At 53.6% G+C, this 21,418-nt stretch carries 27 protein-coding genes; 15 read left to right on the forward strand and 12 right to left on the reverse strand.

The genetic code is table 11. The features are described from left to right. Nucleotides 1-33: 33 nt before the first annotated feature. Complete coding sequence (locus KBP52_RS01775) at nucleotides 34-363, forward strand: YciI family protein (RefSeq protein ID WP_092280721.1); 330 nt, start codon at nucleotides 34-36, stop codon at nucleotides 361-363. 62 nt (nucleotides 364-425) lie between these two features. On the opposite strand, the gene KBP52_RS01780 is transcribed toward KBP52_RS01775, so the two are convergent. Beyond that, on the reverse strand, nucleotides 426-1,001 hold the full coding sequence (locus KBP52_RS01780; RefSeq protein WP_150734413.1) for a helix-turn-helix domain-containing protein: 576 nt from the start codon (nucleotides 999-1,001) through the stop codon (nucleotides 426-428). 168 nt (nucleotides 1,002-1,169) lie between these two features. Here KBP52_RS01780 and KBP52_RS01785 point away from each other — a divergent pair, with 168 nt between their 5' ends. From KBP52_RS01785 to KBP52_RS01800, 4 genes are all read left to right on the forward strand, one after another. Next, nucleotides 1,170-1,448 (forward strand): LysR family transcriptional regulator, encoded by a 279-nt coding sequence (locus KBP52_RS01785; protein WP_212621875.1) that lies wholly within the window; start codon nucleotides 1,170-1,172, stop codon nucleotides 1,446-1,448. Between the two features lie 141 nt (nucleotides 1,449-1,589). Continuing rightward, nucleotides 1,590-2,849, forward strand: coding sequence for a multidrug efflux RND transporter periplasmic adaptor subunit MexE (mexE, locus tag KBP52_RS01790; RefSeq protein ID WP_212621876.1), 1,260 nt, complete (start codon nucleotides 1,590-1,592; stop codon nucleotides 2,847-2,849). A gap of 12 nt (nucleotides 2,850-2,861) precedes the next feature. After that, nucleotides 2,862-6,053, forward strand: coding sequence for an efflux RND transporter permease subunit (locus KBP52_RS01795; RefSeq protein ID WP_150734411.1), 3,192 nt, complete (start codon nucleotides 2,862-2,864; stop codon nucleotides 6,051-6,053). Beyond that, nucleotides 6,053-7,453 carry a TolC family protein gene (locus KBP52_RS01800; protein WP_212621877.1) on the forward strand — a complete coding sequence of 467 codons (1,401 nt, stop codon included), beginning with the start codon at nucleotides 6,053-6,055 and terminating at the stop codon, nucleotides 7,451-7,453. The genes KBP52_RS01795 and KBP52_RS01800 overlap by 1 nt, the downstream gene beginning before the upstream one ends. 48 nt (nucleotides 7,454-7,501) lie before the next feature. Here the strand turns inward: KBP52_RS01800 and KBP52_RS01805 are convergent, their stop codons facing one another. Next, entirely contained in the window at nucleotides 7,502-8,398 is an 897-nt protein-coding gene (locus KBP52_RS01805; RefSeq protein ID WP_150734409.1) for an NAD-dependent epimerase/dehydratase family protein, read from the reverse strand. Nucleotides 8,399-8,535: 137 nt separating this feature from the next. On the opposite strand from KBP52_RS01805, the gene KBP52_RS01810 reads away from it, so the two are divergent. From KBP52_RS01810 to KBP52_RS01820, 3 genes are all read left to right on the forward strand, one after another. Further along, a complete protein-coding gene (locus KBP52_RS01810) occupies nucleotides 8,536-9,420 on the forward strand; it encodes a LysR family transcriptional regulator (RefSeq protein WP_150734408.1) in 885 nt (294 codons plus the stop codon). A gap of 206 nt (nucleotides 9,421-9,626) precedes the next feature. Continuing rightward, nucleotides 9,627-10,289: an EF-hand domain-containing protein gene (locus KBP52_RS01815; protein WP_150734407.1), complete on the forward strand. Its 663-nt coding sequence runs from the start codon at nucleotides 9,627-9,629 to the stop codon at nucleotides 10,287-10,289. Nucleotides 10,290-10,326: 37 nt separating this feature from the next. After that, nucleotides 10,327-10,941, forward strand: coding sequence for a glutathione S-transferase family protein (locus KBP52_RS01820; RefSeq protein ID WP_150734406.1), 615 nt, complete (start codon nucleotides 10,327-10,329; stop codon nucleotides 10,939-10,941). Nucleotides 10,942-11,049: 108 nt separating this feature from the next. On the opposite strand, the gene KBP52_RS01825 is transcribed toward KBP52_RS01820, so the two are convergent. From KBP52_RS01825 to KBP52_RS30715, 6 genes are all read right to left on the reverse strand, one after another. Continuing rightward, nucleotides 11,050-12,099: an SDR family oxidoreductase gene (locus tag KBP52_RS01825; RefSeq protein ID WP_212621878.1), complete on the reverse strand. Its 1,050-nt coding sequence runs from the start codon at nucleotides 12,097-12,099 to the stop codon at nucleotides 11,050-11,052. A gap of 678 nt (nucleotides 12,100-12,777) precedes the next feature. Next, complete coding sequence (locus KBP52_RS01830) at nucleotides 12,778-13,827, reverse strand: tyrosine-type recombinase/integrase (protein WP_212621879.1); 1,050 nt, start codon at nucleotides 13,825-13,827, stop codon at nucleotides 12,778-12,780. Between the two features lies 1 nt (nucleotide 13,828). Continuing rightward, entirely contained in the window at nucleotides 13,829-14,071 is a 243-nt protein-coding gene (locus KBP52_RS01835; RefSeq protein WP_169430171.1) for a DUF4224 domain-containing protein, read from the reverse strand. Between the two features lie 44 nt (nucleotides 14,072-14,115). Next, nucleotides 14,116-14,364, reverse strand: a complete 249-nt coding sequence (locus KBP52_RS01840) for a hypothetical protein (RefSeq protein WP_127928178.1) — start codon at nucleotides 14,362-14,364, stop codon at nucleotides 14,116-14,118. 51 nt (nucleotides 14,365-14,415) lie between these two features. After that, nucleotides 14,416-14,610 (reverse strand): hypothetical protein, encoded by a 195-nt coding sequence (locus KBP52_RS30400; protein WP_249122239.1) that lies wholly within the window; start codon nucleotides 14,608-14,610, stop codon nucleotides 14,416-14,418. A gap of 49 nt (nucleotides 14,611-14,659) precedes the next feature. Next, a complete protein-coding gene (locus KBP52_RS30715) occupies nucleotides 14,660-15,262 on the reverse strand; it encodes a hypothetical protein (protein ID WP_349251747.1) in 603 nt (200 codons plus the stop codon). A 117-nt stretch (nucleotides 15,263-15,379) separates the two neighbouring features. Between KBP52_RS30715 and KBP52_RS01850 the strand changes: the two genes are divergently transcribed. The 3 genes from KBP52_RS01850 to KBP52_RS01860 all read left to right on the forward strand — a co-directional run bounded on the left by KBP52_RS01850 (nucleotide 15,380) and on the right by KBP52_RS01860 (nucleotide 17,410). Beyond that, nucleotides 15,380-16,102 (forward strand): hypothetical protein, encoded by a 723-nt coding sequence (locus KBP52_RS01850; protein WP_212621880.1) that lies wholly within the window; start codon nucleotides 15,380-15,382, stop codon nucleotides 16,100-16,102. 129 nt (nucleotides 16,103-16,231) lie between these two features. Then, the gene (locus tag KBP52_RS01855) at nucleotides 16,232-16,918 is read left to right on the forward strand and encodes a hypothetical protein (RefSeq protein WP_212621881.1); all 687 of its coding nucleotides are present in this window, start codon (nucleotides 16,232-16,234) and stop codon (nucleotides 16,916-16,918) included. A 111-nt stretch (nucleotides 16,919-17,029) separates the two neighbouring features. Further along, nucleotides 17,030-17,410 carry a hypothetical protein gene (locus KBP52_RS01860; protein ID WP_212621882.1) on the forward strand — a complete coding sequence of 127 codons (381 nt, stop codon included), beginning with the start codon at nucleotides 17,030-17,032 and terminating at the stop codon, nucleotides 17,408-17,410. Nucleotides 17,411-17,421: 11 nt separating this feature from the next. On the opposite strand, the gene KBP52_RS01865 is transcribed toward KBP52_RS01860, so the two are convergent. Continuing rightward, the gene (locus KBP52_RS01865; protein WP_212621883.1) at nucleotides 17,422-17,823 is read right to left on the reverse strand and encodes a hypothetical protein; all 402 of its coding nucleotides are present in this window, start codon (nucleotides 17,821-17,823) and stop codon (nucleotides 17,422-17,424) included. Between the two features lie 101 nt (nucleotides 17,824-17,924). Between KBP52_RS01865 and KBP52_RS01870 the strand changes: the two genes are divergently transcribed. Next, entirely contained in the window at nucleotides 17,925-18,236 is a 312-nt protein-coding gene (locus KBP52_RS01870) for a hypothetical protein (RefSeq protein WP_212621884.1), read from the forward strand. 358 nt (nucleotides 18,237-18,594) lie between these two features. Here the strand turns inward: KBP52_RS01870 and KBP52_RS01875 are convergent, their stop codons facing one another. Beyond that, nucleotides 18,595-18,975 (reverse strand): hypothetical protein, encoded by a 381-nt coding sequence (locus KBP52_RS01875; protein ID WP_212621885.1) that lies wholly within the window; start codon nucleotides 18,973-18,975, stop codon nucleotides 18,595-18,597. 82 nt (nucleotides 18,976-19,057) lie between these two features. Here KBP52_RS01875 and KBP52_RS01880 point away from each other — a divergent pair, with 82 nt between their 5' ends. The 3 genes from KBP52_RS01880 to KBP52_RS01890 all read left to right on the forward strand — a co-directional run bounded on the left by KBP52_RS01880 (nucleotide 19,058) and on the right by KBP52_RS01890 (nucleotide 20,680). Beyond that, on the forward strand, nucleotides 19,058-19,246 hold the full coding sequence (locus tag KBP52_RS01880; protein ID WP_212621886.1) for a hypothetical protein: 189 nt from the start codon (nucleotides 19,058-19,060) through the stop codon (nucleotides 19,244-19,246). A gap of 71 nt (nucleotides 19,247-19,317) precedes the next feature. Further along, nucleotides 19,318-19,605: a hypothetical protein gene (locus tag KBP52_RS01885; protein ID WP_212621887.1), complete on the forward strand. Its 288-nt coding sequence runs from the start codon at nucleotides 19,318-19,320 to the stop codon at nucleotides 19,603-19,605. Continuing rightward, complete coding sequence (locus KBP52_RS01890; RefSeq protein WP_212621888.1) at nucleotides 19,598-20,680, forward strand: hypothetical protein; 1,083 nt, start codon at nucleotides 19,598-19,600, stop codon at nucleotides 20,678-20,680. The genes KBP52_RS01885 and KBP52_RS01890 overlap by 8 nt, the downstream gene beginning before the upstream one ends. A 3-nt stretch (nucleotides 20,681-20,683) precedes the next feature. On the opposite strand, the gene KBP52_RS01895 is transcribed toward KBP52_RS01890, so the two are convergent. Beyond that, a complete protein-coding gene (locus KBP52_RS01895; RefSeq protein ID WP_212621889.1) occupies nucleotides 20,684-21,025 on the reverse strand; it encodes a hypothetical protein in 342 nt (113 codons plus the stop codon). Beyond that, nucleotides 21,022-21,309, reverse strand: coding sequence for a hypothetical protein (locus KBP52_RS01900; RefSeq protein WP_249122240.1), 288 nt, complete (start codon nucleotides 21,307-21,309; stop codon nucleotides 21,022-21,024). Before KBP52_RS01900 ends, KBP52_RS01895 begins: the two co-directional genes overlap by 4 nt. Nucleotides 21,310-21,418: the final 109 nt, after the last annotated feature.

Here is a 21,418-nt window from a genome sequence, read left to right on the forward strand (position 1 = left end):
TGAATCCCCCATTTTCCTTTTGGAGTAACAATCATGATTGACGAAAACGGCCCGCACTACTTTGTCGCCTTCCAATCGCCGGGCCCGAACTGGGTTCAAGGCGTTAAGTACAACGAACAGCCTGGGTTCATGGATCACGTGGGCTACATGATCGAAATGCAGGAGAAAGGTCTCACCGTGCTCAGCGGGCCGTTCATGGAGAAAGCCGGTGGCCTCAACGGTGTGCTGGCAGACGGTGGCATGACGATCTTCAAGGCCGCTGACCTCGAAGAAGCCATCAAGATCGGCACTGACGATCCAACGGTTAAGTCAGGCCTACTGAATGTCGAAGTGAAGATGATGTGGGTGCCGTTCCATACCTGATAAGCCCAGGAAGACTCATATGATGTTCTTCGGGGTTTAGTTTTCATCCTTTGAGCGGCGCTTTACAGCCCGCTCTTTTTTTCAGGCGCGGCAGGCCAGCCACTGATGACCGACTGCAAGAACTGCTCAGATAATTGAGGGCTGTCCAGCGCTCTGGCAATCAGCATTGCACCAGCGATTGAGGAAAGTATGCGAAGAGATTCCCGGTACTTCTCGTCATGAGTTTCGCCTTTGACCAGCGCCATCAGCGTTTCAATCAAGTCCTCAATACCTTTGGTAAACGCACTGCTGACTGCACCGCCAGTGCGAGCGACGTCTGCACCTAAAGCGGGGATGGGGCAGCCCTCCATCCAGTTATCCAGATGCGCTTGCGTCAAGTAACCCTGTATGAGTTCCGAGATGGATTTTGCGCTCTGCCACTCCTGGATGTTTGACTCGAAGGTTCTGCTGACGGCTTCCGATGCTAGCTGTTCCTTTCCGCCAGGAAACTGTCCGTAAAATCCGCCATGGGTCAGACCCACTGATCGTGAGAGTTCACCAATGCCAATTCCATCTATACCTTTTTCGCGGTATAGGCGGGATGCAGCGGTGAGGATCGCCTCCTTATTCGCCGCCGCTTGTTCTTTCGTGACTTTCATGAGGTGTTCCTCTAGGACAGGCGAACCTGCTTGGACCGGTTTGCTACGATGCTAGCATTGATTACGGTGATCATATAACGTCGTAGACGAACGTCTATCGGGCCTCCGCGATGCTAGGCGTGTCCCGAGTCTGCGACTCTAGTCAAAATCTATACGGGGATCTGTCCCATGAAACGTAATGAGCTGCGCAGTATCGATTTGAACCTGCTCGTTGTCTTCGAAACGCTCATCCAGGAATGTAACTTAACTCGTGCAGGTAAGAGGCTATCGCTCGGCCAGCCAGCGGTGAGCGCTGCGTTGATCCGACTTCGTAGGCTGTTCAACGACCCATTGTTTGAGCGCAATGGTCGCACAATGGTGCCAACGCCTAGAGCTTTAAGTGCAGCGCAAATGCTGGGCCCGGCGCTTGATTCTGTTTGTGTTGCTCTTGCGGATACCAAGGGTTGAACAGGGCCAATTCTTCTTTCGGCTTTAAACATGATGCCTATCATTAATAGTGATACCTAAGTTCACTCCGTTCAATTCGTCGAGGCCTCGCGTGAGGCCGAGAATCCACAAATCCCTAAACCCGTCTGGCGGACACATCCCATGGAACAGTCACTAAAACCTTTGCGTTATCCTCTTGCTGCGTTGGCCCTGACAGTTCTGGCAGCGTGTGACCGCACACCTGATGCAGCGTTGGCTTCAGCAGCGCCACACGTCACCGTTGCCAAGGTGCTCGAACAGCGCATCACCGAGTGGGATGAAGTCACCGCTCGACTGGAGGCGCCAGAAACCGTCGAGGTTCGTCCTCGGGTTTCGGGTCAGATCGACCGTGTGGCCTTCACCGATGGTGCGCTGGTAAAAAGAGGTGATTTGCTGTTTCAGATTGATGCACGTCCGTTCGAACATGAAGTCCATCGCATCGAAGCGCAGCTGCAACAAGCCCGAGCAACTTTGGTTCGCACAGGCAATGAAGCTCAGCGCGGCCAGCGCTTGTTAAGCAGCAACGCGATTTCCGCAGAGTTAGCCGACACTCGCACTACCACTGCACAAGAAGCGCGGGCCGGTGTCGATGCCATTCAGGCGCAGCTGGATCTCGCACGCTTGAACCTCAGTTTCACCCGCGTTACCGCACCGATCACCGGTCGAGTCAGTCGGGCGGAAATCACCGCCGGCAACATCGTCACCGCTGACACCACGCCGCTTACCAGCGTTGTCTCCACCGATAAGGTCTACGCCTATTTCGATGCTGACGAGCGCATGTTCCTTAAATACAGTCTGCTTTCCCGCCAAGGACAGCGCGGTCAAGCCACTCCGGTGTACATGGGCCTGTCAAACGAGGAGGGCAACAGCCACGTTGGGCAGATGAACTTTGTCGACAACCAGGTCAACTCGAAAACCGGCACTATTCGCGGCCGCGCGGTATTCGATAACGCTGACGGTCAGTACACCCCCGGACTGTATGCCCGTTTGAAGTTAGTCGGCAGCGCTGCCTACCCCGGCTTGCTGATCAAAGACGAAGCGGTGGGGACTGACCTCGGCAAGAAGTTTGTGCTGGTCGTCGATAAAGACAACAAAGCTGTCTATCGCAGCGTCGATCTGGGACCAAAGCTTGAGGGGCTGCGCATCGTTCGCAGTGGTTTGCAGAAAGAAGATCGCATTGTCATCAACGGCCTTCAACGCGTTCGTCCTGGCGCGGTGATTGATCCGCAGGATGCGCCAATGGCTAGCCCGGAAACGGTTGCCACACTGGCGAGCCAGCGTCAGGCAATTGAAGCCAGTAATCGTCCCGTCATCCAGTCGCCCGTCTCTGTCAAATCACCCGAACTGGTGAAGACGGAAACTGCGATTTCGCCTCGCGGTTAATGGAGATCTGACATGAAATTTTCCCAGTTCTTCATTACGCGGCCAATTTTCGCCGCCGTACTGTCTCTGCTGATTTTAATTGCTGGCACTATCTCGCTGTTCCAATTGCCCATCAGCGAATACCCCGAGGTGGTTCCTCCGACCGTGGTGGTCCACGCCAACTATCCGGGTGCCAACCCAAAAGTTATTGGGGAAACGGTGGCTGCTCCACTGGAGCAAGCCATTACTGGCGTAGAGAACATGCTGTACATGTCCTCGCAATCAACCGCTGACGGTCGCCTGACTCTGACAGTGACCTTCGCCCTCGGCACCGATCTCGACAACGCCCAAGTTCAGGTGCAAAACCGCGTGACCCGCACCGAGCCAAAGCTGCCGGAAGAAGTGACGCGCATCGGTATTACCGTCGACAAAGCCTCGCCTGAACTGACGTTGCTGGTGCATTTGGTGTCGCCGGACAAGCGCTACGACATGCTCTACCTGTCGAACTACGCAATCCTCAATGTAAAGGATGAATTGGCCCGCCTGAACGGTATCGGCGACGTGCAGTTGTTCGGTATGGGCGACTACTCGCTGCGCATTTGGCTCGACCCAAACAAGACCGCTTCGCGCAATCTGACCGCAACTGATGTAGTCAGCGCGGTACGTGAGCAAAACCGTCAGGTCGCTGCTGGGCAACTCGGTGCGCCACCGGCGCCGAATGCCACCAGTTTCCAAATGTCGATCAACTCCCAGGGACGGCTGGTCACTGAAGAAGAGTTTGAAAACGTGATCATTCGCAGCGGTGCCAACGGCGAAATAACGCGCCTGAAGGACATCGCCCGAGTTGAACTCGGCTCAAACCAGTACGCTTTGCGCGCCTTGCTGAACAACCAGGAAGCGGTAGCGATGCCGATTTTCCAGCGCCCCGGTTCCAACGCCATCGACATCTCTAACCAGGTGCGGGCGAAAATGGCCGAGCTGAAGAAAAACTTTCCGGAAGGCATGGATTTCGAGATCGTTTACGACCCGACTATCTTCGTTCGTAGCTCCATTGAGGCGGTGGTCCACACCCTGTTCGAAGCCCTTATTCTCGTGGTGCTGGTGGTAATCCTGTTCCTGCAAACCTGGCGCGCCTCGATCATTCCCCTGGTCGCGGTACCTGTTTCGCTGATCGGTACCTTTGCCGTGATGCACCTGCTCGGATTCTCGCTTAACGCCTTGTCGCTGTTCGGACTGGTATTGGCCATCGGTATCGTGGTCGACGATGCGATCGTGGTGGTGGAGAACGTCGAGCGAAATATCGAGGGCGGGCTGGAGCCGATCGAAGCGACCAAGAAAGCCATGGGCGAAGTGACGGGGCCAATCATCGCCACGGCATTGGTGCTCTGTGCGGTATTCGTACCGGCGGCGTTCATCTCTGGCCTTACCGGGCAGTTCTATAAGCAATTCGCGTTAACCATTGCCATCTCGACGGTCATTTCGGCATTCAACTCGCTGACCCTTTCGCCGGCACTGGCGGCGGTATTGCTCAAGGCCCACGGCGCGCCGAAGGATCGCTTCTCGAAAGTGCTCGATCGTTTGCTAGGTGGCTGGTTGTTCAAACCTTTCAACCGTTTCTTCGAAAAGGCCAGCCACGGTTATGTGGTGGCAGTAGCCAAGATCATTCGGGGCAGTAGCGTTGCGTTGCTGATTTACGCTGGCCTGATCGCGATGACCTACATGGGCTTCAGCACCACCCCAACCGGGTTCGTGCCGACGCAAGACAAGAAGTACCTGGTGACCTTCGCCCAATTGCCAGACGCCGCCAGCCTGGATCGTACTGAGAATGTAATCCGTCGCATGAGCACCATCGCCATGAACGAACCGGGCTTCGACAGCGCCGTGGCGTTTCCGGGCCTGTCGATCAACGGCTTCACTAACAGCCCGAACGCCGGTATCGCGTTCATCGGGTTGAGCAACTTCGAAGAACGCACCGACCCGAGCCTTTCGGCGATGGGGATTTCCGCATCGCTGAACGCCAAGTTCGGCGGCATCCAGGACGCCTACATCGCGGTGTTCCCGCCACCACCGGTACAAGGCCTGGGTACCATCGGTGGTTTCCGTTTGCAGATCGAGGACCGGGGCAACTTGGGCTACGACGAGCTGTACAAGGAAACCATGAACATCATCACCAAAAGCCGTTCGGTACCGGAATTGGCCAACCTGTTCACCAGCTACACGGTCAACGTGCCGCAGGTCGAAGCAAACATCGATCGCGAGAAAGCCAAGACTCACGGCGTGGCGATTAGCGATATTTTCGACACCTTGCAGGTCTATCTCGGCTCGCTGTACGCCAACGACTTCAATCGATTTGGCCGCACATATCAGGTCAACGTCCAGGCTGAACAGCAGTTCCGCCAGGAGCCTGAACAGATCGGCCAGTTGAAGGTGCGCAACGACCGTGGCGAGATGATCCCGCTGGCGACCTTCGTCAAGGTCACGCCGACCTCCGGCCCGGATCGGGTGATGCACTACAACGGCTTTATCACAGCGGAAATCAACGGCGGCGCGGCACCGGGCTATAGCTCCGGCCAGGCTCAGGCAGCGATAGAAAAACTGCTCAAGGAGGAACTGCCCAACGGCATGACCTACGAATGGACCGACCTGACCTTCCAGCAGATTTTGTCCGGCGACACCGCGTTGCTGGTGTTCCCGCTCTGCGTACTGTTGGCGTTCCTGGTATTGGCGGCACTGTACGAAAGCTGGAGCCTGCCGTTAGCGGTGATCCTGATTGTACCGATGACCCTGTTATCGGCGATTGCGGGGGTAATCATCTCCAAGGGCGACAACAATATCTTCACCCAGATTGGCCTGATCGTACTGGTGGGCCTGGCGTGCAAAAACGCGATCCTGATCGTCGAGTTCGCCAAGGACAAACAGGATCAAGGGCTGTCGCCACTGGACGCGGTGCTTGAAGCCTGCCGTATGCGTCTGCGCCCGATTCTGATGACTTCGTTTGCGTTCATCATGGGTGTGATTCCGCTCGTGACATCGACCGGTGCCGGATCGGAAATGCGCCGTGCCATGGGCGTTGCGGTGTTCTCCGGGATGCTCGGCGTGACCTTCTTCGGCTTGCTACTGACACCCGTGTTCTTCGTGTTGATCCGCCGCTACATCGAACGCAAAAACGCCCGCAAGGTTGGCAAGGCTGAGCAAACCCACGCTTCGAATCCGGAGGCACACTGATGAACACTCTTAAGCTTTTTTTACCCAGCCTTCTGGTTCTAGCCCTCGCAGCCTGCACGGTAGGTCCGGACTACAAGGCACCCGATACCGCTCCCGCGACGATCGCGGCAGCGCACACCAGCCAGTACGATCAGTCGCGATTTGAAACGGTATGGTGGCAACAGTTCGATGACCCCACGCTCAATCAGTTAGTGAGCAAATCCCTGCAAGGCAACCGCGATCTTCGTGTTGCGTTCGCTCGCTGGAAAGCGGCACGGGCGATACGCGATGACGTCAGCAATGACAATTTGCCGGTGGTCACAAGCCGTATTAGTAGCGAGCAAGGGCGGGCTCAAGTGCCGGGCCAAACGGAACGCCGAGTCAATCAGGAACGTTACGATCTTGGTTTGGACATGGCTTGGGAAGTCGATCTGTTTGGGCGTATCCAGCGTCAACTGGAGTCCAGTAATGCGCAGGAGGGCGCAGCAGCGGCCGATCTATACCAACTGCGCGTGACGATGATTGCCGAATTGGTGGACGCCTACGGACAACTGCGCGGCGCCCAACTGCGAGAAAAAATCGCCTTGGCGAACCTGAAGAACCAACAGGACTCGCGCACCGTGACAGTTAGTCTGCGCGATGCCGGAGTCGGTAATGAACTCGATGTAGTGCGCGCCGATGCGCGTCTGGCTGCTGTCGAGGCAACTGTTCCGCAGCTACAAGCGGAGCAGGTGCGGCAGCAAAACCGAATCGCCACGCTGTTGGGTGAGCGCCCGGATAAACTGAGCGTATCGTTGGCCCCTGCGGACTTGCCGGCCATCGCGAAAGCGCTGCCAGTAGGTGATCCAGCCGAGTTGCTGCGCCGACGTCCGGACGTGCTCGCTGCCGAACGCAGACTGGCATCCGCCACTGCGGATATCGGCGTGGCCACCGCAGACCTGTTCCCGAGGGTGAGCTTGAGCGGCTTTCTGGGTTTCACCGCCGGCCGAGGTTCGCAGATTGGCTCCAGTGCTGCCAGAGCCTGGGGGCTCGGACCAAGCATTACCTGGGCGGCATTTGACTTGGGCAGCGTTCGCGCACGCATTCGTGGCGCCGACGCCGACGCTGAAGGCGCCTTGGCCACCTACGAGCAACAAGTGTTGCTGGCTCTGGAAGAGTCGGAGAACGCATTCAGTGATTACGGAAAACGCCAACAACGGCTGCTATCGCTGATCCGGCAGAGTGAGTCGAGCCGTGCAGCAGCTGATCTGGCAGCCATCCAATACAAAGAAGGGACCGTGGATTATCTGGTGTTATTGGACGCACAGCGTGAGCGCCTCAACGCCGAGGATGCTCAGGCGCTCGGCGAAACCGATCAATACCGTGCGATCGTTGCGATCTACAAAGCACTGGGAGGAGGCTGGGATAGCGATAAAGGTTGATCAGGCCCCTAAGTCTCAGCGATTTGCATCGCTGAGACGGTTTGTTAATCAGAGCCCTTGTTCAACTGCTTGCTCAAGCGACGGACCACTAGGTTGCCAATCCAAAAGCTTGCGCGCGTTGATGGCGCGTACACGTGCGTTTGTCGCCAGCGCAATCCGAGCGAAACCACCTAGTTCAGACATCGCATCATTTATGTCCCAACTTAGGGTTTTGCCTTCGAAGCCAAGGGACTTGCTCACTGCGCGCGCGATTGATTCGAAGGTGCTTTCACCATTCTCTGCAAAGAAAAATGCTCCGGATGGCGCGCGTTCCAAGGCTGAAAGGTAAAGATCCACAAGGTCGTTGATGTTGACGTTGGACCAGATCGTTTTGCCGCTGCCGATGTAAACCCCGGCACCCAGTTCTTTGGATTTCGCGACGATTTTGGGTAATTGGTCACTCACGACTTTCATGCCTAGGCCGTTGCCGTAAACCGTCGACGGGCTGATTACAAACGCGCGCAAACCTTGGTTGACGCCCGCAGTCCTGACCATGCGATCGATTTCAATTCGGGGCACGCGGTGCAGCATGGGTGTGAAAGGCTGATCATCTCCGTAAATGGCCTGACTAGGTTCACCTCCCATCGCGTCGTCACAGACGATGCTGGCTCCGCTGGTATGGATGAGCGTTTTCCCAGTACCGGCCAACGCAGTGATCAATGCTCGAATGGAGAAGTAATGATCTGAGTTCGCGGCATTGATAGTGGCGTCGGCGGAGCGCGCGATCTCTTGAAGCAAATCGGCGTCATCAAGCGTTCCGATCTGCGCAGCAATGTTCCGTGCTTCCAGCCATTCAGCTTGTGCAGCCGTCCTTACCAAGCCGATAACCTCATGTCCGTTTTCGACCAAGCGGTGGCTGATGGAACCGCCTAAGTAACCCGATGCTCCAGTGACAAATACTTTCATCTTCAATCCTCTGTGGTGGCGTTTTAGCTCACCACGCTGTGCATCACAGCGCGGCGCAGAGCGTGTTGAAGAATGGTGCGGTATTCGCAAAATGGAGACTATCGGCTGATTATGAATATCACCTATCCGAGATAAAAATGAGTGATCGTTTCCAAGAGTTAAAGGTGTTCGTGAGAGCGGCTGAGACAGCGAGCTTTTCGGCAGCAGCCCGGGAGCTTGGATTATCTCAGCCCTCCATCTCTCGAATAATTTCTGAACTCGAATCAAGATTAAATACGCGGCTATTGCTGCGTAGTACCCGTCGAATTGTACCAACGGAGGCCGGACAGGTTTTTTTGCAAAAAGCACGGCAAATTCTGTTTGATTTGGAGGAGGCCGACCACGTCGCGATGGGGATGGACAGCCTGAAAGGTGTACTGCGAGTGGCGCTGCCCTCCATCCTGGCGGGAAGGATCGTCATCCCCCAGTTGCCGAGATTTTTGGCAATTCATCCTGAGCTGAAACTGGAGCTTCTGACGTTGGACAGAATGCATGATTTAGTAGCTGAAGGCGCTGATATGGCGATCCGTTTTGGTGAATTGGAAGACTCGTCATTTGGTTTCAAGCGGCTAGCAATTGAGCACAGGTTGCTGGTTGCCTCGCCATCGTTTTTGGATGCCGTGGGCACTCCTCAGCATCCATCGGATCTGGTGAATTTTCACTGCATTGCAGGGCCTGGCGGGTCAGCAAGTCCGGGCTGGAATTTCAGCCGTGATGGCGTATCGACGGTGGTGAAGATGTCACCGCGTATCCGTGTCGCTTCGGCAGAGGCTGCCTTGGCCAGCGCATGTTCGGGGCTAGGATTGACCATTGCGTCTGCTTGGATATGTGAAGCTGAGTTGGACTCTGGGCAACTGATTTCTGTGTTGCCGGACTGGTCGCTGGATTCAATTGAGGTCAACGCCGTTTACCCTGCCGGACGGGTACCTTCGCAAAAAGTACGGCTTTTCACGGAGTTTCTTTCAGAGGTGCTGTCGCTTTGAGTGGCAACAAGCTGGGTTGAGCTGTAAAGCTTGTAGGCCTTACTGGATGCTGCTCTATTCAATCGCGTGAATCCGATATTCCGCTCCCCAAAAAGAAAAAAACGTTGCTGATTTTTTCATTGAGCTGTTAGATTCTCTTTAATGATGGCGATCGCTATCAATGTTGTTGGTAGTCCAACGTAAGCTCAATGGTGGGGCCTTCCAGCATGTCAGTATCAAGCGTCAGCAATGCAGCCGGTACATACTCTCAACAAGCCTTGTTTACTTCCAGGCCGACACCCCAGACAACCGATGTAACTACAAATACTGACCGTCCAGCCGACGTCGTCAACGAACCATCTCCATCCACTGTAGTGACTCTTAGCGAGGCGGCGAAGAATCCTGCCTCACAGGTTGATGCAGAGAAATTTCCGGGGCTTGCCGCTTACGCCCGAGGTGAGAAAAACATCACTCTTACCGTTGAGGAAGGGAATGAGGGCGTGCGTCTCGGCATCATCAAAGTTGGAGTAGACAAAAGCTCCATGCCGCTTAGCGAGGCTTGGGCGCCACAGCTTTTCGTTCAAGCAGGCGGCGGCAAGGATCTCGATCGCAGCCGTTTCGTGAAGCAGCTAAATCGCGCTGGAGTCAGCGACGCCAACGCCCAAATCATGTTCAAGACCTTCGACAAGTCTGGTGATGGCAGCCTATCGCTTGATGAGTACTACGCCGGTATCAAGTCGGGCGGCAGCCAGAACACCGAACTGTTTCAGAGGCTCATCGACACCTACACACGCAATGCGGATGGCAGTGTAAACGACACCGCTACCAACCAGTTCCTGGCTCAGGGTTTGGCCGTCGCCACCGCGTTCTGGTCACGCCATAACGATTGATTCACTGCTTGGACTCTGAACTCCATAAGAGTGTCTTATGAACAATTTGATAGAGCTGTATGGCGCAAACACAGGAAACAGTTTTCGGGCTGCAATTGCGTTGGAAGAAGCGGGTATTGCCTACGCTGCCAGAAAAGTGGATCTGTGGGCACATGAACAGCGCGACGTACCCTACAAGGCTCTCAATCCTGCCGGTAAAGTTCCTACTCTGGTCGACCATTCGGAGACGCCAGTGCTGATCATCAATCAGTCGAACGCGATCATCCAATACGCCGATGCCAAAGTTCCAGGTCAGCTCGCGCCAATTTGGCCCGGCCCAGAAACTGTCAGAGTTTATGATCGCTACTTCTTTTTCGTGACTGACGTTATTGCTCCTAGCCACGCCGCATTCTTCCTACGCCAAGCGGGATTGGACGATGCCGCCGCAGTGATGGGCGAGCGTGTCATCGAGCAGCTCATTTTTGCAGAGGGTTTTCTGACACAGGGATTTATGGCCGGAGATCGTTTCTCTATGGCAGATATTTCTGCATTTACGATCGCTTCATCTGTTCGCGACCGTTTGGACTGGAAAAGCCATCCTCGACTGGCAGAATGGTTTCACGCCATCGAAGCAAGGCCCGCCGTTCAGCGGGGCTTGAACACTTTCCAATAGCAGGGAGAGTAAGTGTTGCTGGCGAGGTAAGGTTAGTCGCCAAGATCTCAACGTCTTGGCGTAGTTGTGTGGAAGAGTTTTTTAACGTCAGTGTGGATACCAAACAAATCACGGCAAAAAGCGTTTTGCTCGCAAGCTAGCAATCATTTCGAGCAACGCGACTTCGGTGTGCATAGGCTCTGTGAAACCGGCACGGCGAATCTTACCCATGTCAGATAACAGGTCCTGTTGGAAGTTGAACACAAAGTCTCCGAACCCCCAGTTCACTAACTGTGCAAATGGTATGGGTTGCAAGTCGTGTTTCTCTGCGAGGTGCTGCCAAACATCTGCCTGATCAGCCATGTGTGTGCTCATCGACATCGGTTGTGGCTCATCGATCGGCAAGTCAAGGGCTTCACCCAGCTTCTTCCACAGGTGATTCCAGCGGAACGGTTCACCCACTAAGTTAAAGGCCTCATTGCGCGCACTATCGGCAGTTGCGGCCCATAGGCTTGCGCGTCCAAGCCAGCGGGCATCTGTTAATTGAGCGTAAATGCCACGATAGGTATGTGGCGAACCGGGGAATTTGAGTGGCACGCCGGATTCGCGGCACAGTGCCGCGTAAGCACCGATGACCATGGAGATATTGAAAGGATTGCCAGCGATGTCGCCCAATACGGCATCCGGCCGCAGAATTGACCATTCTAACTCGCCGGCGAGCTGGCGTTCACGCAGGACGTCTTCCTGAGCGAAATACAAATTCGCCGCCAGATGCCGAGACGCATCTTCGTAAAACGGCGTAGGAACCGGCCCGCCCAAGTGGCCGCCGTAGACTTTCGCGCCCTGGTACAGCACGACCCGGTGAACGTTGGCTCCAGCGGCTTTCAACCCGTCGAGGACGTTGCGCAACATCGCCGCATTGGTCTGTGCCTCAATGAGAGCATTGCCATTGGGCTGGTAAGCCGCGAAAAAAACGTGGGTGATATCGCTGACATCCCGCAGTGCGGCCTTGGTAGCTGCTGCATCTGTGAGGTCGCACTCGATGGAATCGACATCCGGGTTCAGACTGCGGCGTAGGGCGCGGACACTCCATTGGGGATCTGCCACCAAGGTCTCCACCACCGCATTACCGATGATGCCGCTGGCTCCAACGACCAACGCATGAAGATGAGTATTCATGCTCGGCCCTCCTTGGTCATGCAGACACACGTACGGCGGGCTGCAATTTGAGCGCTTGAAAGGTTGTTGCCATAGCTGAACGAAAGCACCATGAGAATTCCTGAGCAGATAAGAATGGCGTCACGCGACGAGCAGCTATGCTGCGTCATTCATCATTCCTTCGGTATCCACTAACCGTGAACATCAGATATCCGAAACTCAAATGAGTAGTGGTTTTGAGGAAGTGACACGGCTGATCAGTCGTGCCATTTCGTGGCTTTCAGAGCACATTATTGACTAAGCGCTATTGGCCAAAAGCAGCCTACTGCTCAATTAAAAACTCGTCTGTCGCATTAAATCTGGCAACTGAAATTGACGGGATGAGGGCGGACTGGAAAGAAGGGTTGCGGAAATTGCTGAAAAGATGCGGAAACGATCCACAAAAAGAGGAGCAAGATTTCTGAATGCCAGAAACGACAAAGCCCTGAATAATCAGGGCTTTGTCGTACATAAGATGGCGGAGGCGATGGGATTCGAACTCATGGACCTGTTACAGTCGACGGTTTTCAAGACCGATATGCAAAGCCAATGAAACCGGGGCCTGTAGCCGCTTTTCGTTACGATACGTTTATTTTTTGACACCTCTACAGCCCGCATTCTACAAGGGGCAGATTTTGAGTTTTGTAACGGTTTTTGGGGCTATTTCGATGGCTTGGCAATGGCGCCAATTCGTCGATAGACGCGCTCGGTAATGTCTCCTTTGGTGTGTCCCAAGAGTAGGCTCGCATCGCCCACGTCGAGGATTTCCGACGCCGCTTTCGGCCTGATGTCTCTGAACTGGAAGCCTCCGATTTTCTCAGCCAGCTGAACATCGCCTTTTTCTTCAGCTTCTTTCTTGGCCCTTTCTCTGGCGTCGTCCCATCGATCGCGAAGCATCTTCGCGGTCATCCGCTTGCCGCGTGCGCTCACGATCAAATAGCTGCAAATGTGCTGAGCATTGCGCTCAGCCATTTTCCCGATCAACAGGCCTAGACTGTTTGGCTCATCACCATCAGTCATCTGGATACGCAGCTTTTTGTGTGTCTTGTTCTGCTGCACACCCAAGTAATTTCCTTCGACATCGTCCTTCCTCATGACCAGGACATCTGCCGGTCTTTGCCCGGTCAGATAGGCTAAGTCCATCGCGTCTTTCAGCTCTTGAGCTGCCTTCATGTAAACAGCATCCCAAACCGTATCATTTGCGTAATAGTCCCTCGGTGTTTCTTTGTTTTTTCGCACGCCCTGGCAGGGATTTTCTTTGGTCGTCAGTCCCCATTCTCGAGCAATGTTGAAAACGTGGGAGAGGGTGGCAATCTCGCGATTCGCCCGAACTTTGGCGGTCCGCGCGTCGCGGTACCCTGCGATAGTTGCTGGGGTGATTGAGTCGATGGGAGCGCTGTCGAACATCGGCCGAAGCTGCTTGATCTCCGACAAATTGTCCTTCTGCGTCCGTGCCGCTTTCTTCGATACGATGTCGCGGATATATCGGTCGAAGATGCCTTTCATAGTGCGCAGATCAAGCGGCTTTTCCTTCGCCTCCAGCTCCGCCCATTTGACCCTGGCCAAGTCCAGATCCTTGCCCAGCGGGATCGCCTTACCTGTCATATCCAGATAGTAATAGGCGATCCAAACCTTTCCGCTTTTTCGTGTTCGTGTCCACTTGTACATCCGAGGCGGCAAGCTGCGTGTGTCGGCCTTGCGGGGGCGCATATCAGTTCACTCGCGAGTAGTCTGGTGTCCATACCGGTGCAGCCGGCGGCGGGTTCGTATCGGCGATCGTAGGGCTGATCATGCCCAGCTTCATGCGGGCATACATGCGGCCCACCAGCGGACGCTTGCCACGGCTTTCGACGAACACCCACTGGCGATCAATCAGCCAGCGGCGCTGGTAGGCCCGGGCCTTGTAGCCGGTGAGTGCGGCCAGTTCCTCGTCGGAGAGAATTTCAGTTTCCATTGTGATGCTCCATGCCGCGCCTGGCGTTAGAAGTTGGTGATGGGTTATGCGGGCAACAAACCTTTCGCTTTTGCTTCTGCCCGGCACTGCTCGCGAAACTCCCGAGCCTTTTCGATTGCTTGCTGCTTTGTCGCGGCCTTCCAGGTGGGGCCGACCTGAATGAACTTGCCGCGCAGCTTCCCGCACCAGTGCTTCACGAAATCGCCGTTCTCGATCTGACAGATGGTGCCGGCCGATGCTTTCGGTGCCGTTGCGTAATCCACCAGCTTCTGGTCGTACGTTAATTCGGGCATGAGGATTCCTCGCCCGCCATACACTGGCAGGCTGTTGAGTTGGGGGAGCGATTACGGGTACTGGCGTTTTATGCGATCGGCGATGCCTTCGAGCTTTTCCGCCATGTACCGCATGTCATTGTTATCGCGGCGGGAGACGACGCCCGATCGCTTAACGTTGCGACCGTCGATGATCCAGGCTGCTAAGAGGATGATTGCGGATTCGAGCCGACGCCTAACCCAGCCGGTGTGTGGGACAACCTTCATCGCCACAGCCCCCTGCAGATCAGGGAGGCCATGTAGAGCGGGGCGAAGATCATGGCGTCACCTCGCGTCGCGCCCACCAACAGACCGGGCCATCATCAGTGTCGTGAATCGAAAGGCAGAACCAGCCTTCGCCATTTGGACGATCCGGTTCCCAATAGCCGCAGTCTGGATTTTGGGAGTCAAAGTAGCGCTCCGATATCTCGTCCGGGGCGTCTTCAATGCTGGACATCTTCACAACTAAACCCTGTTCGTCGAGCCATTTCTTGCACTTGTCGCCGTCACCCTCATCGAAAGACGGCAGATCCGGATGCCAGAACATGCCGTTTTCATCCCGCTTTACCGGCCAGTGTTTGATAAGTCCAACGCGATCGACGCGCTCAATCTCTGCAAGCAGCAGGGCTGCCGCCTTCACAAGGTCGCGGCGCCGATCTGCACTCGGCTTGAACTCTCCGAATACACGGGGCCAGGCCGTGCTCAGGCTACGCGGCTTACCGGCGAGGCTTGCATAGGTGGACGCCGCTTCGGCAAGTTCGCCATTGACGTAAAGGTCATCGCGATACAGCGAAAAGCCCTCGAGGGACACTTGGCGTTGCCGTTCGGCCATGACGTCCCGCGCTGCGCTGTTGAGGCGAATTTGGTTTTCTTCAGACATGACTTCGTCCTTGCCGCTATAGCGGCTGACTTTGAAGGGGGAGGGAGCTATCGTGTTCAGGCCTTACGTGGCCTTTCCTTGCTAAAATGGTGTTATAAATTTTTTAAGGAAGAAATCGTGGGTCGTTTTCGAACGTATTGGACAGATCAGGCGAAATGGTGGTGCAGCCGAAGCTTGGAGTGGTGGGCAGCGCACCTGACTGCGTTGTATATCGGTGGTGCGATCACCATCATGGGGGCAAAATTTGATGAGCTGATCGCGTTGAAACTGAATGAAATAGGAGATCTCGCTGCTGGCGTGTTTGGACCGGTAGCGTTCTTGTGGTTGGTCTTAGGCTACATCCAGCAAGGGCGCGAATTAAAACTAAGCTCAGCTGCTTTACAGTTACAGGCTCAAGAGCTCCAGAATTCTGTTGAACAACAGAAAGAACTTGTCGCCATCTCACGTGAGCAAGTTAAGACCGAGATTGAAAGTATTCAAAGTGCTCGCGAGCAACGGGCGAAATCAATTCGGCCGCTTTTTGTTATTTCTGGCAATGGCGGGTCTCACATGGGGTCAGCTCATGAGTTAGAATTTTCTGTTCAAAATTTGGGTTCTCCAGTTACAAGTGTAAATTTCGATTTCTCTGATCAATTTGTATTTATTGGTCAGACCAGGCACTTGATGGAAAATAAAGATATTGCACGCTTTAAGTTGAACGTTGAAGGGCGCGGGGACGGAGTTGGGGATAAGCTTACGGTGACGTATCTTGATGCGGATTTCACTCCTGGAGTATGCATGTTTAACATCACGGTGTTACCAGATGATAGATATCCAGGTCTGAGGTTTGAGCAATTGTAAGCTCCATCGGACCACATCGAGAGATGTCCATCTTTTTCTGTGGACATGGGCATCCTATGCCGGGGCATGCCCGGGCGGTGGAGATGGTTGGGATCAGGCACAGTGAATGAAAAACTAGGTGGGTAACGTATGTCTACTGGAACAAATAAGGCACTTAAAGCAGTAACAAGTTTTTGGTTTTGGTCATGCATATCTATTGTGATTGCGTTCTGTATCGCTGTTGGAGCTTACCTTTCAAAGTTTGATGGGGGCTTATCTGGGCAATCCAGCGATTGGTCAAATTTCGGAAGCTATATTGGCGGAATATTTGGGCCGCTTGTCTCATTCATTACTTTGCTTGCTGTACTTAAGACTGTTTACCTACAGAGAGAGTTGCTTGACACGCAGAGAATAGAGTTTGAGGAAATGCAGTCGAATCAAGCTAAAGCTTTTGAGGCTCAGCAGGAACAAATAAAAAGCGCTTCCGAGCAAGCTGCAAGCGATACGATGGAGAAGGCAAGGCTTGCGATCTTAGGAATGATCGATCGATATATCCAACTTGTCGAAAAGAAACAGGACAGAACTACCGAAGGTCTGGCTAGGATTGGAGATTGGGTTTCTGCAGGAAATAGTTCTGCCACCCTAGAACAAACGAAAAAACTTGCAAAAAATAACGAAGAGCTTCGCGTAGTGATTTTGAAATTAATCGGGTTGTCAGAAATAATTTCATTGATGGATTATAATACTGTTTCCGAAATGCGTGATTATTATGAGATTGAAATAGCTAAAATATTCATCGGTGAGGAAGGCGAGGACGTTAAAGAAGACGTTATTTGATTTTTGATTATGGCGACTCTTTGTTGTAATTAATATGCCTCGCAGGCTGGCGTTATTCGTAGAAGTGGGGTATTTGTGCTCTGCCCGGCATGGAGCCGGAAGGTATATGAGATGTCGGAAACAGAAGGCAGTTACTACGAACAACCAATATTGCAGGCCAGAATATGGTTTCTTTTCTGGACCGCTCTCGCAGTTGCAGTTCCTGTGGCGGTCATCATGATTGTTTGGGCGCTTGATAAGCCCAGCATGTGGATCTCTCGCTCCGGCGCCGTCATGGCCGCCATCGCCTTCCTTGCTCACCTCAAATCCGACGAAATGATGGGTGTTCTAAAACCCAGTGGTTGGGTCGACAAATCCTTCCAGCCAATCAAAGAAAAGTACTTTGATCAGATCGTACTCTGCGGTCGCGTGGCGGTTTTCATAGTATTGGTGGGATCGCTGGTCTGGGGGTTTGGTGACTTACTGCCCATCGGAAAATCATCAGCGCAATAACTGAGCCCGTATCAGACTCGCTGGACCTTGAAATGGAGCATCGCCTTGATGCTGTTGCAGTAATCTTGAAGCCGCTGGTGAGCCTTGTATTTAGCCTGACTTCGAGTGGCGGCCCAGACCCTGACTAGATCTTCGCGGGCTTCCCGGTTCCAGTCGAGATCATCCCAGTCATGCTTGAACGGCAGGACCAGCCATTCTTTCAGAGGCAGCGTCTTGGCCATTTCGCCGTACTGCTTTTCGTGAGTGAGGTGGTAGTTGCTGATCCGCTTCTTCGGGTCTTCGTCCAGCACCACGCCGATGTAATGACCGCGATCGGCAAGCATGACGCCGGGCTTCCCGTAGGCGATGACGCGGCGGCCGATTTCGGCAGGCACCTGATAGTGCTGCCGGACGTATGCGCAGTTGTGTCTCATGATTTCTCCAGTCAGGCGCCGCCCTCCGTGACCGGTGGTGGCAATTTGGTTTGGGTTGGGTTATTACGGGTGACCGGCATGGGGCCGGATCAAGGAGCGACATGAAACTCACAGTAAACCAGATTGAAAACGCTAACCTGGCTTGGATTTTTGATGTGTTCGTCCAAAAGGGCGAGATTAATGATCCAGGCCGTACCGAGTTTCACAAGTTGATTGTGGCAGAACGCCCATCGTCGGTTAAGCCTTCCCGTCTTGATGAAACGAACCTTCACATCGTTCTGGACGAGGTAGATGATGCGGTTCTGGCCGATATCAAAGAAAGACTTCTCAGTAACGTTTCGCTTGCAGAGGCGCACGAGACAATTCGTCAAGGGAAGTGGTATCCGGCTACGATGGATATCTCTCCTGCTTAGCAGTCATAGCAACCCGTTCCAATGAACGGGCCGCGGCTATTAATTCCTTAATCAGACCCCACTTTGTACCTATCTGGCTGAGGGTGGGGTATTACGGGTGACCGGCATGGAGCCGGATCAAGGGGATTTCAGTGACACGAGACGAGTATGTTCGGCGAGCAATTGCTCTTGAGGACAAGTTTAACAAGCACTTGGAAGTAGCGAGGCGATTTCGGGCCGCAGATCCAAGCCTTTCTGCGCCGGGCGCTGTCGAGGATTATCAAACACTAAATGCCGAATCCACGCAGGCATCAAACGACTGGTACAACTTCTGCACTGAAAATGCAAAACTTGTGAAATGAGGCGGCTGTAGTCCACTTCAGCTGAGTGGCGGGGAAATCAACTCATCCTCAGGATCCTGCTGAATAATTAGCACGCTTTGCTCAATAAATGCTATCGACACCTTTTCGCTAACAACAAAAGGTGTCGTGACACATCGGAGCATCTTGGTCTGGGTTTCAAAGTCGGCGGCGATCAGGTTCCGCAGCAGGTTCTGATACACCTCCTGCTGGTTGTTGAAGCCGTGGGCGGCCATGACCCGCTTGAGGTCTGGCTTGAACACCCCAGCCACCTCAACCGTAAATTTCTCGACGCCCAATGCAGCGTCCTTTGCTGCTGACTTCTCGCGCTTCCTGCGCTGCTTGATGGCTTCCGCCGTCGGTTGCGGCTCTTCCACCGTCAGTTCCTGTTCTTCGGCCATGGCCTACCTCTTCAATTCCGCTGGCTGGCAAGTCACCGGATGTTGTATGTATGCTCTTAGTTCACACTGGCAGGAGGCCGACATGAGGTTGCAGAGCGATGTAGATGCGCTAGCGGCTATCGAAGAGGACGCCAAGGCCATGCTGAAACGGATAGGGCTGCCGGACGACGCAGTGAAGCTTGAGGTGGTCGTGTTCCTTCGGGAGGTGATCGACCTGGCCAGGTACATGGAGTCGGGACATCGAATCGTAGAGCCGCACAGCGTTGTCTGATCTGGCGTATTGCCCCCCCCGTTGCGGTATTTGTGTTCGGCCCGGCATAGAGCCTGATCAAGGAGAACTCTTTGGATGCTGCAGTAGCAGGCCTCATCGGCTTGGCGATCGGCGCCCTAAGCTCGTTGGGTGCTGTTTGGATACAGGCGCACTACCCAACTAGGAGGGCGCGTGCAAAAGCAGTGCTGGATTTCGCTATTTGTCGCAGAAGTGAGGCGTTTGAGTACGCAGACAGAATTGAAGGTTTTTTGTGGGAAGATCTGAACCTATACTCGAATTTGATGGTTCCGACTAAAATTCGCGTCACAAGTATAATATTGAAAAATTCGATGAAAAATGGGAGCGGCTACTTTGATTGAGGATTTCACTACGGCTGTAAAAGCACAGTTATATGAAAGAGTGAGTTCTCCGCTGCTAAGCTCTTTTGCATTATCGTGGTGCGGATGGAACTACAAATTTTTATTGGTTGTTTTATCCGGCATGTCGAGTCATGAGAAAATTGTTTATATAGATATGAATATATTCCCAAGTATGTGGAGTGTTGTCATGCATGGAGCGGTTCTGCCGCTGATTACGTGTCTTTTTCTTATATTTTTGTATCCAATACCAGCTGAGTATATCTATAGGCACGTAAAAATTCAGCAGAGGCGATTGAAGGAAATTCAACAGTCTATTGATGATGAAAGTCCACTTTCTAAAGAGCAGGCTAGAAAAATCAGAAGGGAGGCGTTGGAAAGTCAGCTTAAGTATGAAAGTGAAATCGACTCAAAAATATCCGAAAACTCGAGATTGAAAGAGCTGGTCTCAGAGCTACAACAAAAAGTCGACGAATTCGCGAAAGTTCCAGTTAGCTCTCCGCCTCAGGATAGTGAGGAAGTTATTTCATTGGAAAAAAATGAGTTGGTAGATGAAGGGGCGGATTTCTTGGCTGCTTACAACGAGGTTAAAAATAACTCGCTACCTTCTGAGCATGAAAGTTTTTTAAATAATTCGGATGAAGTTAAAAGGGCTAAAGAGCTTGATGGGCATGTAAGTCGTAATATTCTTAATTACATTAATAGTCGTAATTTGTTTTCGGGCTCGACTTTTAGAGTTTTAGCGGAAAATGGTCAGCTTAAAATTCTCATAGCGCAACCTGATGGGACTTTCTTTCCATATATTACTTCGGTATATACCGAGGATACGGCTGGTGACGTGATTACGTCAGTAAGAAGTGCTTTGGCGAGTGATTTGCCTTTGACTGATAGTGGTCTGGATAAGATCAGTAAGTTGTATTCTAGGGACGAGACTCATGAGGTTGTTAAAGGTATGGTGCTGAAAGAGCTTTCAATGGGTAGAAGCGTTTCGGATACTAGAAAAAAACTGGCTGCTAAAGGTGTTTTGCCAAAAGTTATTAGCGATGTTTTCACTGAAATTAAGAACTCCTTGCCTTGATTTCTATGCTGCACCTGTCTGCTGAAACTTCTCAAGGCGGTCCGGGAAGGTGATGCGGTTTTCACGGGCGATCAACCGGGCGCGCTTCGACGCTATGCCCATTTCGGTCGCAGCTTCGATCACTGTCTTACCGGCCTTGACCAGTTCCTTCATGCGCGGCGCCAACTTGTCGCGCTCGGCTCGCAGCCTAGAAGCGTGAGCACTTCCGAACATCGCTTCGCGCTCACCACTGACCCCGGCGGCGACTTGCTCGACCGTTTTACCAGAGCCGAAGAACTGATCCAGCTGCTGGTTCAGGCTGTCGATCAGTTGGTCTCGCGGGCTGGGTTGCGGTACACCGATCATTTCAGCTCACCCGGCACCGTGGTCTTGTTGCGGTCGGCACGCGCTTCGAGGGTCTGAGCGAAGTTGACCGCCTCCTTGTAGCTGAAGCGGAAGCCGCGAACCTTGTCGGTGGTCAGCTCGACGATGTGGTAGGCCTTGCCGACCGTCTTCACCTGGTAGCGAACCTTCTTCTCCGGCATCACCAGTCCGGCAAGTCGAGCGAACGTCTCGCGCGCTGCCTGGGTGCGAATTATCAGGACGCGCAGAACATCGACGCGCTGTTGCATCAGTGGGTGCATTTGCATGGCTGATCCTTCGGTGGTGGGATTGCGTGTACTCGTCAGCACTTTGCGCCGCCTGCTGGTTGCCATTGGGCGCAGGGGAAAGTGCTGACGAGTAGAGGTGGGGAAGGGT

It is taken from the genome of Pseudomonas sp. SCA2728.1_7 (assembly GCF_018138145.1).
Lineage (GTDB): Bacteria > Pseudomonadota > Gammaproteobacteria > Pseudomonadales > Pseudomonadaceae > Aquipseudomonas > Aquipseudomonas koreensis_A.